We start from the raw sequence: 14,162 nt of genomic DNA on the forward strand, positions 1-14,162 counted from the left end.
GGGCGCTACAGGGCCTCGATCATCCTGCGCCGGGCCAGCAGGAAATCCCACAGGCTGCCGCCGAGCTGCCGCCACAGCACCGCCGAGCGCAGTGCGGCCAGCAGCACCGCGCGGATCTCGGCGACGACGTCGGCCTGGCCGAGGTAGTGCGGGTTGCCCTGGACCATGACCTTCGGCCGCAGGTGGCTGACGGTGTCGGCATACAGCGTGCCCAGCGCGGCCAGCACCTCGGGATGGGTATGGCCGAGTTCGTCGGCCTTGGGGCGGATGTCGAGGATGCCGTCGTGGACCTCGGCGGAAATCACCCGGTCTGCGACGAAGCGGCGTTCGAGCTGGATGACCGACAGCGCCAGCTTCGGCAGCAGCGGATCGCTGCCCTGGTTGCCGAAATAGTCGCGCAGCAGCATCAGTCCCGGGACCACGGCCTCGCGGCCGCCGTACACCGCTTCGGGCGATTCGGCGTCGATGCGGAACACGCTGTCGAGCGCGGTCGACAGCACCGTGGCGTCGGCCTGGCCGGTCTCGGCGATCCGTCGGACCTGCTTGAGCGCCTGGGCCAGGCCGGCCAGGGCGAGCACGCGCTGCTCCATCATGCCGCCACCCCGCGCGCGTGCTGCTCGAGCGGGGCGTCGGTACGCGCGATCACCGCGCCGCCCAGGCACACCTCGCCGGCATACAGCACCACCGACTGGCCCGGGGTCACGGCGCGCTGGGGGCGGTCGAAATGGATGTCGAGCTGGCCGTTGTCGTCGATGGTCACGTCGCAGGGTTCCTCGTGTTGCCGGTAGCGGGTCTGGGCGGTGCAGCGGAAACGCTGCGCGGGCGGTGCACCGGCGATCCAGTGCGCGGGTTCGCTGCACAGGCGCGACGACCGCAGGTAAGGGGTGTCGGCGCCCTGGGCGACGATCAGTACATTGTCGCCCACATCCTTGCCGACCACATACCACGGCGCCGCATCGAAGCCGCGCACGCCGCCGATCTGCAGGCCCTCGCGCTGGCCCAGGGTGAAATAGAACACACCCGGATGGGTGCCGACACGGCGGCCGTCGGGCGTGCGCATCTCGCCTTCGCGCGCGGGCAGGTATTGGCCCAGGAACGCGCGGAAGTCGCGCTCGCCGATGAAGCAGATGCCGGTCGAGTCCTTCTTCTCCGCGGTCGGCAGGCCGGCGTCGCGGGCGATCGCGCGCACGTCCGACTTCGGCAGGTCGCCGAGCGGGAACAGCGTTGCCGCGAGCTGTTGCTGGCCCAGCTGGTGCAGGAAATAGCTCTGGTCCTTGCCGCGGTCGCGGGCGCGCAGCAGTTGCCAGTGCGCGCCTTCGCGGCGCACCCGCGCATAGTGGCCGGTGGCGATGCGCTGCGCGCCGAGCTCGCGGGCCGCATCGAGGAAATGCTTGAACTTGATCTCGCGGTTGCACAGCACGTCGGGGTTCGGCGTGCGGCCGGCCGCGTATTCGGCGATGAAATGGGTGAACACGCCATCCCAGTATTCGCGGGAGAAATCGCGGAAGTGGATCGGGATGCCGAGCCGTCCGGCGACCGCGACCGCGTCGCGGCGGTCGTCCTCCGCGCGGCAGGCGCCGCCGGTCCCCGTTCCCTGCTGCGTGTCGTCCTCCGCCCAGTTCTGCATGAACAGACCGGCGATGTCGTTGCCGGCGTCGCGCAGCAGCAGTGCCGCGACCGAGGAGTCGACGCCGCCCGACATGCCGACGATGATCCGCGCGGTCATGCCGGGCCGCCTGTCATGCATTCCCAGCCGAGACCATACGGCACGTACTCATCTCCCCCGCTCGCGGGGGAGGATGGGAGGGGGCATCCCTTCACGATGACCTCGGGACCGCTCATGGCAGCTGCTGCAGTATCGACAGCGGATGGCGCTGGCCCGCCAGGCAGTCGGCGACGGCCTGCCAGACCAGCGGGCTGCGGTGCTGCGGCTGGCGTTGCCGCAGTTCGTCGGGAGTCAGCCACAGCGCGCGCTCGATGCCGTCGTCGAGGGAGCGCCCGGCGTCGTGCGAGACCGGCAGCGCGGCGAAGGCGAAGCGCAGGAAGTGGCGGCCATCAGGCTCGCCGGCGCGCGGCGCCGAAGTCCACTGGTAGGCACCGATGAACGCGGTGAGTTCCACCGTCCAGCCGGTTTCCTCCAGGGTCTCGCGCAGCGCCGCATCGCGTAGCGACTCGTCCGGTTCCAGGTGCCCGGCCGGCTGGTTCAGCACCAGGCGGCCATCGACGCGCTCCTCGACGCACAGCAGCCGGCCGCCGTCGAGCACCACCGTGGCCACGGTGACGTCCGGTTGCCAGAAGCGGCCCTGCCGGAACGTCATCAGAATTCGTCCTGGCCGTCGGACAGGCGCATTTCCATGTTGTCGGCGATCTCCGCCGCGGCGTCGATCGCCTGCTGCAGGCGGGCGCCGTCGGCGTCGTCGTAGAGCTTGACCACGTAGAACAGGATGTCGCCGGCGATCTCCCAGGCGCCGAGCACGTTCTGCTGGCTGTCGCGCAGCAGCATGTCGGCCTGCCCGGCGCTGAGGCCGCCCTCGGGCACGCGCGCCGCCGGCGAAAAGATCTCGCGCACCGCGCCGTCGCCGATCCGGTTGGCGGTGCCGGCGATGAACGCCAGCTGCGAGCGGTTCTCCCGCTGCCAGCCCACCAGGAGCCGGAAATCGCCGTCGTCGTCGACCTCGTAGCCCACGCCCTGTGCGTCCAGGCGTGCGCGCACCGACGCATCGCCCCGCACGGGGGCTTCCGCCGCGGCGTCGGCCGCCTGCGGCGCTTCGTGGGCATGCACGGCCGCGGCACCGGCCAGCAGCAGGCAGGCGAGCGGGGGGCCGAGCAGTGCGGCGCGGGTCGTGGTTCGGCGCATGGCGGGCGTCCGTGTCGTGGGAGCAACAGTCATTTTGACCGTCATGGCCGCAACCCGTCCATCGCCACCGCTTTATAATGAGGCAATGACCCGCAAGCACCAGAACGAGCACGACCACGGCACCGTCGTGGAAACCAGCCGGCCGGAGGTGGCGCCGCCGCCGCTGTATTCGGTGCTGCTGCTCAACGACGACTACACCCCGATGGACTTCGTCGTCGACGTGCTGGTGCGGTTCTTCGCGCTCGACATCGAACGCGCCACCCAGGTGATGCTGCACGTGCATACCCGGGGGCGCGGCGTCTGCGGCGTCTACAGCCGCGAGGTCGCCGAATCCAAGGTCGCGCAGGTGAACGAATACTCCCGGCTCAACCTGCACCCCTTGCTCTGCACGATGGAAAAGGCCTAAAAGGGGGCGGGGCGGGGATGGAAAAGCCGGAACCGGGCCCCATCTAGAATCACAATGATTCCGGAGGCGTCCGCCCCATGTTCAGCAAAGACCTCGAGTACACCATCGGCCAGTGCTACAAGCGTGCCCGCGAGGCCCGCGACGAGTACATGACGGTCGAACACCTGTTGTTCTCCCTGCTCGAAAACCCCTCCGCCGAGGCCGTGCTCAAGGCCACCGGCGCGGATTTCGCGCGCCTGCGCGCGGATCTCGAACAGGCCATCCTGACCTCGGTGACCAAGCTCGCCGACGACGACACCCGCGACACCCAGCCCACGCTCGGGTTCCAGCGGGTGCTGCAGCGCGCGGTCTACCACGTGCAGTCGTCCGGCAAGAAGGAAGTCAGCGGCGCCAACGTGCTGGTGGCGATCTTCGGCGAGAAGGACTCGCACGCGGTCTACTACCTCAACCAGCAGGACGTGACCCGGCTGGACGTCGTCAACTACCTGTCCCACGGCATCGCCAAGAGCGGTGGCGAGGAAGCCGGCGGCGCGCCCGAGGAGACCGGCGCGGTGAAGGGCGAGGGCGACGGCGAGGCCAAGGGCGACGCGCTGGCCGAGTACGCCAGTGACCTCAACGCCGCCGCGCGCGAGGGCCGGATCGACCCGCTGGTCGGCCGCGCCGAGGAGGTCGAACGGACCATCCAGGTGCTGTGCCGCCGGCGCAAGAACAATCCGCTGTACGTCGGCGAGGCCGGCGTGGGCAAGACCGCGATCGCCGAGGGCCTGGCCAAGCGCATCGTCGACGGCGAGGTGCCCGAGGTGCTGGCCGACGCCACCATCTATTCGCTCGATCTCGGTGCGCTGGTCGCGGGCACCAAGTACCGCGGCGACTTCGAGAAGCGCCTGAAGGCGGTGCTCGCGGCGATCCGCAAGCATCCCGGCGCGATCCTGTTCATCGACGAGATCCACACCATCATCGGCGCCGGCTCGGCGTCGGGCGGCACCATGGACGCGTCCAACCTGATCAAGCCGGCGCTGGCGTCGGGCGAGCTGCGCTGCATCGGCTCGACCACGTTCCAGGAATACCGCGGCGTGTTCGAGAAAGACCGGGCGCTGGCGCGGCGGTTCCAGAAGATCGACATCGTCGAGCCGACCGTCGGCGAGACCTTCGAGATCCTGCTGGGCCTGAAGCCGCGCTACGAGGCGCACCACGACGTGACCTATGCCGACGAGGCGCTGCAGGCCGCGGTCGACCTGTCGGTCAAGCACATCGGCGACCGGCTGCTGCCGGACAAGGCCATCGACGTCATCGACGAGGCCGGCGCGCGCCAGCGGCTGCTGCCCGAGGGCGTGCGCAAGTCGCTGATCGACGTCGAGGAAGTCGAGACGATCGTCGCCAAGATGGCGCGGATCCCGGCCAAGCAGGTCAGCGCGACCGACAAGGACGTGCTCGAGCACCTCGAGCGCAACCTGAAGATGGTGATCTTCGGCCAGGATCCGGCGATCGAATCGCTGACCTCGGCGATCAAGCTGTCGCGTTCGGGCCTGGGCAGTCCCGACAAGCCGATCGGCAACTTCCTGTTTTCCGGCCCGACCGGCGTCGGCAAGACCGAGGTCACCCGCCAGCTGGCGCTGCAGCTGGGCATCGAACTGGTCCGCTTCGACATGAGCGAGTACATGGAGCCGCATTCGGTCAGTCGCCTGATCGGCGCGCCCCCGGGCTATGTCGGCTTCGACCAGGGCGGCCTGCTGACCGAGAAGATCGTCAAGACCCCGCACTGCGTGCTGCTGCTCGACGAGGTGGAGAAGGCCCACCCGGACATCTTCAACATCCTGCTGCAGGTCATGGACCGCGGCGTGCTGACCGACACCAACGGCCGCGAGGCGAACTTCCGCAACGTGGTCCTGGTGATGACGACCAACGCCGGCGCCACCCAGGCCGCGCGCCGCTCGATCGGCTTCACCCGCCAGGACCACAGCACCGACGCGATGGAAGTGATCCGCAAGAGTTTCACGCCGGAGTTCCGCAACCGCCTGGATGCGATCGTGCAGTTCGAGTCGCTGGGCTTCGACCACATCCTGCGGGTCGTCGACAAGTTCCTGATCGAACTGGAAAGCCAGCTGCACGAGAAGGGCGTCGCGCTGTCGGCCACGCCGGATGCGCGCGACTGGCTGGCCCAGCATGGCTTCGACCCGCAGATGGGCGCACGGCCGATGGCGCGCGTGATTCAGGACAGGATCAAGCGCAAGCTGGCCGACGAACTGCTGTTCGGCAAGCTGGTCGGCGGTGGCCGGGTGACGGTCGAGGTCCGTGACGGCGAACTGGTCGTCGAGGCCCACGCCGAACCGGAGAAGCTGCTGACCGCGACCGTCGAGTAGGAGGCAAGACGCGAGGCGGCCCGGGCCGTCCCGCGTCCCATCCGCATGGAAACGCAAAAAGGCAGCCGCGGGCTGCCTTTTCGTCGTCCTGCGACCCGCTGGGCCGCTTACTTCATCCGGTAGGTGATCCGGCCCTTGCTCAGGTCGTAGGGGGTCATCTCGACCTTGACCTTGTCGCCGGTCAGGATGCGGATGTAGTTCTTGCGCATGCGTCCGGAGATATGCGCAATGATTTCGTGGCCGTTCTCGAGCTTCACCCGGAACATGGTGTTCGGGAGTGTCTCGGAGACCGTGCCTTCGAATTCGATGACGTCGTCTTTCGCCATGCGTCGTGGTTGCTCGTCTGGATGGAGGATGGGAGCGCAGGAGCGGGCGCAGGAAGAAAAAGCGCCGCAGCAAGCCGGGCATTCTCGCACGCGACCCGTTCCGATGCAAAAAACCGCCGGGAGCGGTTTCTGGCATCGCGTCAGCGATGACCCGGAGGGCGGCCGCCACGGACGGCGGGCCGCAAAAAACGGTTCTTCGCCCAAGTCCGGGGAAGACGGTCGTCCGACCTTGCGTAGGTCGGCCCCACGCGGCCGACGTGCGCGGTGCCCGGATTCGCGAGCTCCCTCCGTCGGGGCGTTGCCCCGACCTACGGTCGAGCCCCCGGAATCGGGGACGGGCCGGAACCTTGTTCTTTGCCACGGATCCACGCGGATGTGCACGGATAGAGCAAATACAGAGGCCGAGGCGATGCCACGTCCCCGCTGCTTCTGATCCGCGTCATCCGCGTGCATCCGTGGCCGAACCGCCTTTCTTTGGTTCTTCGCCCAAGTCCGGGGAAGGCGGCGCGGATCTTGAGCGCCCTTCAGCCGGCGAGCTCTGCCGCAGCCTGCCTGCCGAATGCGATGGTCCAGTCCGCGACCGGGGCCGGCGCGTCGACCAGCACGGCCACTTCGGCGGCGAAGCGGTCGCGCGGCCAGCTTGCGGCGCCCAGCCGGGCGAGATGCGGATTGCCCACCTGGGCATCGACCAGCGGCATGCCCCAGGCATGCAACTGCCGCGCCAGCGCCGCCAGCGCGACCTTGGAGCCGCCCGATTCGCCGCTGAACATGCTTTCGCCGAAGAACATGCGGCCGAGCGCGATGCCGTAGATCCCGCCGACCAGGCGGTCGCCGTCGAACACCTCGACGCTGTGCGCATGGCCGGCGGCATGCATGTCGCGATAGGCCGCCTGCATGGACGCGGTGATCCAGGTGCCGTCCTGGCCGCGCCGCGGCGCATCGGCGCAGGCGGCGACCACGGCCTCGAACGCGGTGTCGGCGCGGACCTGCCACTGGCTTGCGCGCAGGTCGCGGCGGAAGCGGCGGGGCAGCCGGAAGGCGGCGGTCTCGAACACCGCGCGGGGATCCGGCGACCACCACAGGATCGGCTGGCCGTCGGAGAACCACGGGAAGATGCCTTGCCGGTAGGCGTTGCACAGCCGCGGTACCGACAGGTCGCCACCGAACGCCAGCAGGCCGTCGGGCCTGCGCAGCGCCATGTCCAGCGGCGGGAACGACGCCAGCGGATCGTCCGCCAGCCGGGGCAGGTGCAGGCTCACGTGGCGCCCTCGGCTGCCCGAAAGGGGCTGTGCGCGGCCAGCGTCGCCGCATAGCCGCGGACCGAGGCCGCCTCCTCGGCGCACCAGTGCCGCAGCGCGTCGCGGAACGCCGGATCGGCGATCCAGTGCCGGCTGTGGACCAGCGTGGGCAGGAAGCCGCGGGCCAGCTTGTGCTCGCCCTGGGCGCCGGGTTCGAACACCCGCAGGCCCTCGCGCAGGCAATAGGCGATGCCCTGGTAGTAGCAGGTCTCGAAGTGCAGGCCGGGCAGGCTGGCGACGGCGCCCCAGTAGCGTCCGTACAGCGTGTCGCCACCGCGCAGGCACAGCGCGCCCGCGATCGGCGCGCCCGCGTGTTCGGCGAGGATCAGCACCAGTTGTCGCGGCATCGTCCGTGCCAGATGGGTGACGAACGCCAGCGTCAGCGCAGGCGAATTGCCGTATTCGGCGAAGGTCTGCAGATAGAAGCGGTGGATCGTCGCCAGGTCCGCGGCGCTGGCCTCGTCGCCGTGCACGACGCGGAAGCGGACCCCGGCGCGCGCCACTTTCGCCCGTTCCTGGCGGATGTTCTTGCGGTGCTTGTGGTCCATCGCCGCCAGGTAGTCGTCGAACGATGTCCAGCCCGCCGCATTGCACCAGTGGTACTGCACGTCGATGCGCGCCAGCCAGTCGGGCGGAAACCCCGCGTCCTCGGCGGCGGTGGGGAAGTTCACGTGCGCCGAGGACAGCCCGTCGGCTTCCGCCAGCGCCTGCATCGCGCGCAGCAGCGCCTGCCGCGCCTCGTCGCCACGCGCCAGCAGTCGCGGCCCGGTGACCGGGGAGTAGGGCACCGCGCACAGCAGCTTGGGGTAGTAGTCCGCGTTGGCGGAATGTCCGAGGTCATCCCGCCGGTCGCGCCCGTACTGCGCATAGGCCCGCGCCCAGGCGTGGTCGAACACGAACTCGCCGTGCGAGTTGTTCTTCAGGTAGCAGGGCGCGGCGGCGACGAGCTGCCCGCCCTGCCACAGCGTCAGATGCCGCGGGGGCCAGCCCCAGTCCGCGCGCAGGCAGCCATGCGCCTCGAGTCCGTCGAGGAACGCATGCGCGACGAAGGGATTGCCGCCATCGTGCAGCGCGTCCCAGTCCGCCGCCGGGACGTCGGCCAGCGCATCGACCACGCGCAGCGTCGGAGCGGATGCGGTCATGGCCCGGAGCGATGCCGTATCGGCCGGCAGTCGTGCACCGCCACGCAGCGGCGTGGACATGCGCCGCCGGGAATGCGGGCGATGCGGGCTGCGTCCCGCGTTCGCATTTCGCGTCCTGCCCCGCTGCTATCCGCGTTCATCCGCGTCGATCCGCGGCAAATGTGGCCTATCCCTGCTGGTCAAGGAAACGCTCGGCATCCAGCGCGGCCATGCAGCCGAAACCGGCCGAGGTGATCGCCTGGCGGTAGTGCTGGTCGGCGACGTCGCCGGCCGCGAACACGCCCTCGACCGAGGTCTGGGTGGCGTTGCCGCCCAGGCCGGAGCGGATCTCCAGGTAGCCGTTGTTCATCGCCAGCTGGCCTTCGAACAGCGTGGTGTTGGGGTGGTGGCCGATGGCGACGAAGAAGCCGTGCACGGCGAGGTCGCGCGTGCCGCCATCCTTGACCGACTTCAGCCGTAGGCCGGTGACGCCGTGCTCGTTGCCCAGCACCTCGTCGACGGTGTGGTGCCAGACCGGTTCGATCGCGCCGGCCTGGATCTTCGCGTGCAGCTTGTCCTGCATGATCTTCTCCGCGCGCAGGGTGTCGCGGCGGTGCACCAGGTAGACCTTGCGGGCGATGTTGGACAGGTACAGCGCCTCCTCGACCGCGGTGTTGCCGCCGCCGACCACGGCCACGTCCTGGCCTTTGTAGAAGAAGCCGTCGCAGGTCGCGCAGGCGGACACGCCGCGGCCCTTGTAGAGCTCCTCGGAGGGAATGCCCAGGTACTTGGCGGTCGCGCCGGTGGCGATGATCAGCGCGTCGCAGGTGTATTCGCCGCTGTCGCCCTTGAGCCGGAACGGCCGCTGCGACAGGTCGGCGGTGTGGATGTGGTCGAAGATCGTCTCGGTGTCGAAGCGCTCGGCATGCGCCTGCATGCGTTCCATCAGCGCCGGGCCCATCAGGCCGTGGGCGTCGCCCGGCCAGTTGTCGACCTCGGTGGTGGTCATCAGCTGGCCGCCCATCTGCATGCCGGTGACGACCACCGGCTTGAGGTTGGCGCGCGCGGCATAGACGGCCGCGGTCCAGCCGGCGGGGCCGGAACCGAGGATCAGCAGGCGGACGTGGCGGGGGCTGGCGGGGCTTGCGGAAGAGGGGCTCATGTATACTCGGAGGCAGTGAAATCGCGGCTTGGCGTGTCCATAGCTTGGCGGTGCGGTCCCCACAAAACAAGGCGCGGCGGCCTCGACAGGCCGGAACGTTGCATCCGTGACACGCCGCCTGATGCGGCGTTTTTTGCTGGTCCGCCATCCGTGGCGGCCGTCCTTCCGGGGCGCTGCCCTGCGTTGCCGGGAGTCGCGCCAGGCCAGGGGTTGCGGGCGATGTCGTTGTGCAGGAGTCGGCGATGCGGATCGGTGTTCCCAGCGAGACCAAGACCCTCGAGGGACGCGTGGCCCTGGTGCCCGCGGCCGCGGGCGATCTGGTCAACCGCGGCCACGAGGTCTGGGTGCAGGCCGGCGCGGGACTGCGGTCCGGATTCGGCGACGAGGCCTATGCCCGGCTCGGGGTGAAGATCGCGCCCGATGCCGCCGCGCTGTACGAAAAGGGCCAGTTGATCGTCAAGGTCAAGGAGCCGGTCGAAGGCGACCTGGCGCTGCTGCGCCCCGACCACCTGCTGTTCTGCTACCTGCACCTGGCGCCGCTGCCGGCGCTGACCCGGCGCCTGCTCGACATCGGCCTGACCGCCATCGCGTTCGAGACCGTGGCGCTGGACGACGGCGCGCTGCCGCTGCTGGCGCCGATGTCGGTGATCGCCGGCAGGATCGCGGTCCAGGTCGGCACCCATTACCTGCACCAGCCGCTGGGCGGCAAGGGCAAGCTGCTCGGCGGCCTGCCGTCGACGGAGCGCGGCCGGGTCGTGGTGTTCGGCGCCGGCGCCGCAGGCGGCGCGTCGGCCGCGCTGGCCGCGGCGGGCGGCGCCAACGTGGTGGTGTTCGAGAAGCGCGACGACCGCCGGGAGCGGATGATGCGGCTGGGCAACAACGTCACCGCGCTGTATCCCTACGACGAGGTCGTCGCGCGCGAGGTCGCCGGTGCCGATCTGGTCGTCGGCGCGGTGCTGGTGACCGGTGCGGTCGCGCCGCACGTCGTGACCCGCGGGATGATGCAGGCGATGGAGGACGGCAGCGTGCTGGTCGACATCGCGATCGACCAGGGCGGCTGCTTCGAGAGCTCGCGGCCGACGACCTGGGAAGCGCCGACCTACGTGGACGCGGGCGTGACCCACTTCTGCGTGACCAACATGCCTGGCGCGGTGCCGCAGACCGCGTCGCAGGCGATCTGCGCGGCGATCCTGCCGTGGGTGGTCACGCTGGCCTCGGGCCGGTGGCGCGACGACCCGGCGCTGCTGCGCGGCATCAACGTCGATGCCGGCCGGCTTGTCCATCCGGCGCTGCAGAGCATGAAACTTTGAAGTAAGATCAACCTTCTAGCACATTTTCCTCAGGTAAAAACGCACGGTGGCACGCCCGCTTTCAGAACGCGCCAAGCGCACGCGCAGCACCAAGGACGCCGCGCAGCCGGCGGCCAGGGCCGCGCCCAACCCCCGTCGCCAGCGCCTGGTGCGCGACATCGCGCTGATCCTGATCGCGCCGCTGCTGCTGTACCTGCTGGCGTGCCTGGTCACGTATTCGCATACCGATCCCAGCTGGTCGACCCAGACCGGCGTGCTGCCGTCGGAGATCCGCAACGTCGGCGGGCCGGTGGGCGCGTGGGTCGCGGACATGCTGCTGCACCTGTTCGGGCTGACCGCCTACCTGCTGCCGCCGGTGCTCGGCGCGATCGCGTGGATCGCCCTGTTCGGCATGGACCAGGACGGCGACGGCCGCGCCGATTTCGGGCCGGCATTGCGGCTGGTCGGCATCGTCGGTTTCCTGGTCTCGGCGACCGGCCTGCTGTACCTGCGCCTGCCGGAACTGCTGCATTACCCCGCCGGTGGCGGCGGCATTCTCGGGCGCCTGGTCGGCCGCTCGCTGTCCAGCGGTTTCGGCACGATGGGCGGCAGCCTGTTCCTGATCGCGCTGTTCCTGATCTCGGTGACCCTGGCCACCGGCCTGTCGTGGTTCGCGCTGATGGACCGCATCGGCGGCTGGGCGATGCGGGTGCCGGCGCTGTTCCGCCGCAGCACCAAGCAGGCCAGCGAGTGGAAGGAAGCCCGCGTGCACCGCGAGGAACGCACCGAGGCGCGCAAGGTCGAGACCGAACTGCGGGCCAAGCGCGCGCCGGTGAAGATCGAACCGCCGGCCGCGCCGCCGGTGGTGGAGAAGAGCGAGCGGGCCAAGCGCGAGCAGCAGATCCCGATGTTCCACGGCGTCAATTCCGATGGCTCGGACCTGCCGCCGCTGTCGCTGCTCGACGACCCCAAGCCGCAGCCCAAGGGCTACGACGAGGAGACGCTGGAGACCCTGTCGCGGCAGATCGAGTTCAAGCTCAAGGATTTCCGCATCGACGTCGAGGTCAAGGAGGCCCAGCCGGGCCCGGTGATCACGCGCTTCGAGATGGAGCCCGCGCCTGGCATCAAGGTCAGCCAGATCAGCTCGCTGGACAAGGACATCGCCCGCGGCCTGTCGGTCAAGTCGGTACGCGTGGTCGACGTGATCCCCGGCAAGTCGGTGATCGGACTGGAGATCCCCAACACCCGCCGCGAGATGATCTATCTCAGCGAACTGCTGCGCTCGAAGGAGTACGACAAGTCGGCCAGCGTGCTGACGCTGGCGCTGGGCAAGGACATCGGCGGCCGCTCCACCGTCGCCGACCTGGCGCGCATGCCGCACCTGCTGGTCGCCGGTACCACCGGCTCGGGCAAGTCGGTCGCGGTCAACGCGATGGTGCTGAGCCTGCTGTTCAAGGCCTCGCCGAAAGACCTGCGGATGCTGATGATCGACCCGAAGATGCTGGAACTGAGCGTCTACGAGGGCATCCCGCACCTGCTGGCGCCGGTGGTCACCGACATGAAGGAGGCCGCCAACGGCCTGCGCTGGTGCGTGGCGGAGATGGAGCGCCGCTACAAGCTGATGAGCGCGGTCGGCGTGCGCAACTTGGCCGGCTTCAACAAGAAGGTCCGCGACGAACAGGAAAAGGGCCAGCCGCTGCTCGATCCGCTGTTCAGGCCGGAGCCGGGCAGCACCGACGCCGCGCCCGAGCTGGAGCCGCTGCCGTACATCGTCATCTTCATCGACGAATTCGCCGACATGATGATGATCGTCGGCAAGAAGGTCGAGGAACTGATCGCGCGCCTGGCGCAGAAGGCGCGCGCGGCCGGCATCCACCTGATCCTGGCCACCCAACGGCCGTCGGTCGACGTCATCACCGGCCTGATCAAGGCGAATATCCCGACCCGCATCGCGTTCCAAGTCAGCTCCAAGATCGACTCGCGCACGATCCTCGACCAGTCCGGCGCCGAAACCCTGCTGGGCCACGGCGACATGCTGTACCTGCCGCCGGGCACCGCGATGCCGGAGCGCGTGCATGGCGCATTCGTCTCCGACGAGGAAGTGCACCGCGTCGTCGAACACCTCAAGCAGTCTGGCCGCGCCGAGTACATCGAGGGCGTGCTCGACGAGGTGCAGACGATGGGCGACGGTACCGTGGTCGGCGCGACCGGTCTGCCCGAGGCCAGCAGCAGCGGTGGCGACGAGAGCGATCCGCTGTACGACGAGGCGGTGAAGATCGTCACCGAGACCCGGCGCGCGTCGATCTCCGGCGTGCAGCGGCGGCTGAAGATCGGCTACAACCGCGCTGCGCGCCTGGTCGAGGCGATGGAGGCGGCCGGCGTGGTCAGCCCGCCGGAGCACAACGGCGACCGCAGCGTGCTGGCGCCGCCACCGCCGCGCTGACGGTGCCCGAGGCTTAACCGCAACCGGCGGTCGACGCCGGTCGCGCGGCGCGTCAGGAACGCATTCAGCCTCACGTTTGCACACTCCCGTTCCATCCGATCCCACTGTCCACCCGAGGCCACCATGCGTTCGATTCTCCGCCAGACCCGCTGGTTCGCCGTTGCCGCCCTGCTGGTGGCCGGCGCCGCCCATGCCGCCGGCGCGCGCGACCAGCTCGACCGGTTCACCCGCGGCCTGCAGGGGCTGGAGGGCCGGTTCTCGCAGCAGGTCACCGATCCCAATGGCCGGGTTCGCGAGGAGTCCAGCGGCAGCGTCGCGCTGTCGGCACCGCGGCTGTTCCGCTGGGAATACGTCAAGCCGTACCCGCAGCTGATCGTCGCCGACGGCACCACGGTCTGGGTCTACGATCCCGACCTGGAGCAGGTCACGCGCCGCTCGCAGGGCAGCGAGGAGCAGGACAGCCCGCTGGCCGCGCTGATCGACCCCGCGCGCCTGGACCGCGACTTCCGCGTCGAGGAGGCCGGCAACGCCGACGGCCTGGCCTGGCTGCAGCTGGCGCCGAAGCAGGCCGACAACGCCGCGTTCCAGAACGCGCGGCTCGGCTTCGCCGAGGGCGGCGGCCTGTCGCGGATGGAAATCCTCGATGCGCTCGGCCAGCGCACCGTCATCAGCTTCAGCGGCTGGAAGCGCAACCCGGCGTTCGCCGCGGACACGTTCCGCTATACCCCGCCGGCGGGCGTCGACGTGGTGGGCGAGGAGTAGGCTCCCGGCGCGCAGCGGCGAGGTCGAACGGCTCGCACGCGCTACCCCGACGCCGTCGCATGGCCTGCGACGGCGTCTTGCTATCGTTGATTCCGTTCCGCCGACCCCGACCGCCGTGGCCCGATCCGCCAATACCTC

The 14,162-nt window shown here is 69.6% G+C and carries 13 protein-coding genes; 5 read left to right on the forward strand and 8 right to left on the reverse strand.

Features of this window, described 5'->3' with window-relative positions:
• Positions 1–5: 5 nt before the first annotated feature.
• The 4 genes from hflD to LDO26_RS01575 form a co-directional block, all read right to left on the reverse strand.
• A complete protein-coding gene (gene hflD, locus LDO26_RS01560) occupies positions 6–590 on the reverse strand; it encodes a high frequency lysogenization protein HflD (RefSeq protein ID WP_232129398.1) in 585 nt (194 codons plus the stop codon).
• Positions 590–1,726 carry a tRNA 2-thiouridine(34) synthase MnmA gene (gene mnmA / locus LDO26_RS01565; RefSeq protein ID WP_232129310.1) on the reverse strand — a complete coding sequence of 379 codons (1,137 nt, stop codon included), beginning with the start codon at positions 1,724–1,726 and terminating at the stop codon, positions 590–592. Before mnmA ends, hflD begins: the two co-directional genes overlap by 1 nt.
• 112 nt (positions 1,727–1,838) lie before the next feature.
• A complete protein-coding gene (locus LDO26_RS01570; RefSeq protein ID WP_232129311.1) occupies positions 1,839–2,318 on the reverse strand; it encodes an NUDIX hydrolase in 480 nt (159 codons plus the stop codon).
• Positions 2,318–2,857, reverse strand: coding sequence for a hypothetical protein (locus tag LDO26_RS01575; protein WP_232129407.1), 540 nt, complete (start codon positions 2,855–2,857; stop codon positions 2,318–2,320). Before LDO26_RS01575 ends, LDO26_RS01570 begins: the two co-directional genes overlap by 1 nt.
• Positions 2,858–2,942: 85 nt before the next feature.
• Between LDO26_RS01575 and clpS the strand changes: the two genes are divergently transcribed.
• Positions 2,943–3,263 (forward strand): ATP-dependent Clp protease adapter ClpS, encoded by a 321-nt coding sequence (gene clpS, locus LDO26_RS01580; RefSeq protein WP_232129312.1) that lies wholly within the window; start codon positions 2,943–2,945, stop codon positions 3,261–3,263.
• 77 nt (positions 3,264–3,340) lie between these two features.
• Entirely contained in the window at positions 3,341–5,623 is a 2,283-nt protein-coding gene (clpA, locus tag LDO26_RS01585; protein ID WP_232129313.1) for an ATP-dependent Clp protease ATP-binding subunit ClpA, read from the forward strand.
• Positions 5,624–5,730: 107 nt separating this feature from the next.
• On the opposite strand, the gene infA is transcribed toward clpA, so the two are convergent.
• The 4 genes from infA to trxB all read right to left on the reverse strand — a co-directional run bounded on the left by infA (position 5,731) and on the right by trxB (position 9,530).
• Positions 5,731–5,949: a translation initiation factor IF-1 gene (gene infA, locus LDO26_RS01590; RefSeq protein WP_159015819.1), complete on the reverse strand. Its 219-nt coding sequence runs from the start codon at positions 5,947–5,949 to the stop codon at positions 5,731–5,733.
• 524 nt (positions 5,950–6,473) lie between these two features.
• Complete coding sequence (gene aat / locus LDO26_RS01595) at positions 6,474–7,208, reverse strand: leucyl/phenylalanyl-tRNA--protein transferase (RefSeq protein WP_232129314.1); 735 nt, start codon at positions 7,206–7,208, stop codon at positions 6,474–6,476.
• A complete protein-coding gene (locus LDO26_RS01600; RefSeq protein ID WP_232129315.1) occupies positions 7,205–8,389 on the reverse strand; it encodes a GNAT family N-acetyltransferase in 1,185 nt (394 codons plus the stop codon). The genes aat and LDO26_RS01600 overlap by 4 nt, the downstream gene beginning before the upstream one ends.
• A 166-nt stretch (positions 8,390–8,555) precedes the next feature.
• Positions 8,556–9,530 carry a thioredoxin-disulfide reductase gene (trxB, locus tag LDO26_RS01605; RefSeq protein WP_232129316.1) on the reverse strand — a complete coding sequence of 325 codons (975 nt, stop codon included), beginning with the start codon at positions 9,528–9,530 and terminating at the stop codon, positions 8,556–8,558.
• Between the two features lie 242 nt (positions 9,531–9,772).
• On the opposite strand from trxB, the gene LDO26_RS01610 reads away from it, so the two are divergent.
• The 3 genes from LDO26_RS01610 to lolA all read left to right on the forward strand — a co-directional run bounded on the left by LDO26_RS01610 (position 9,773) and on the right by lolA (position 14,024).
• Positions 9,773–10,840 (forward strand): alanine dehydrogenase, encoded by a 1,068-nt coding sequence (locus LDO26_RS01610; protein WP_232129317.1) that lies wholly within the window; start codon positions 9,773–9,775, stop codon positions 10,838–10,840.
• A 145-nt stretch (positions 10,841–10,985) separates the two neighbouring features.
• Complete coding sequence (locus LDO26_RS01615) at positions 10,986–13,262, forward strand: DNA translocase FtsK (RefSeq protein ID WP_435594012.1); 2,277 nt, start codon at positions 10,986–10,988, stop codon at positions 13,260–13,262.
• A gap of 123 nt (positions 13,263–13,385) precedes the next feature.
• Complete coding sequence (gene lolA, locus LDO26_RS01620) at positions 13,386–14,024, forward strand: outer membrane lipoprotein periplasmic chaperone LolA (protein ID WP_232129319.1); 639 nt, start codon at positions 13,386–13,388, stop codon at positions 14,022–14,024.
• The last annotated feature ends 138 nt before the right edge of the window (positions 14,025–14,162 follow it).

Source organism: Proluteimonas luteida (genome assembly GCF_021191695.1).
GTDB classification, from domain to species: Bacteria; Pseudomonadota; Gammaproteobacteria; order Xanthomonadales; family Xanthomonadaceae; genus Luteimonas; species Luteimonas luteida.

Bases quoted from the DNA above. Each gene is read 5' to 3' on its own strand.
- hflD (WP_232129398.1), bottom strand. From the start codon at position 590: ATGGAGCAGCGCGTGCTCGCCCTGGCCGGCCTGGCCCAGGCGCTCAAG.
- mnmA (WP_232129310.1), bottom strand. From the start codon at position 1,726: ATGACCGCGCGGATCATCGTCGGCATGTCGGGCGGCGTCGACTCCTCG.
- LDO26_RS01570 (WP_232129311.1), bottom strand. From the start codon at position 2,318: ATGACGTTCCGGCAGGGCCGCTTCTGGCAACCGGACGTCACCGTGGCC.
- LDO26_RS01575 (WP_232129407.1), bottom strand. From the start codon at position 2,857: ATGCGCCGAACCACGACCCGCGCCGCACTGCTCGGCCCCCCGCTCGCC.
- clpS (WP_232129312.1), top strand. From the start codon at position 2,943: ATGACCCGCAAGCACCAGAACGAGCACGACCACGGCACCGTCGTGGAA.
- clpA (WP_232129313.1), top strand. From the start codon at position 3,341: ATGTTCAGCAAAGACCTCGAGTACACCATCGGCCAGTGCTACAAGCGT.
- infA (WP_159015819.1), bottom strand. From the start codon at position 5,949: ATGGCGAAAGACGACGTCATCGAATTCGAAGGCACGGTCTCCGAGACA.
- LDO26_RS01600 (WP_232129315.1), bottom strand. From the start codon at position 8,389: ATGACCGCATCCGCTCCGACGCTGCGCGTGGTCGATGCGCTGGCCGAC.
- trxB (WP_232129316.1), bottom strand. From the start codon at position 9,530: ATGAGCCCCTCTTCCGCAAGCCCCGCCAGCCCCCGCCACGTCCGCCTG.
- LDO26_RS01610 (WP_232129317.1), top strand. From the start codon at position 9,773: ATGCGGATCGGTGTTCCCAGCGAGACCAAGACCCTCGAGGGACGCGTG.
- lolA (WP_232129319.1), top strand. From the start codon at position 13,386: ATGCGTTCGATTCTCCGCCAGACCCGCTGGTTCGCCGTTGCCGCCCTG.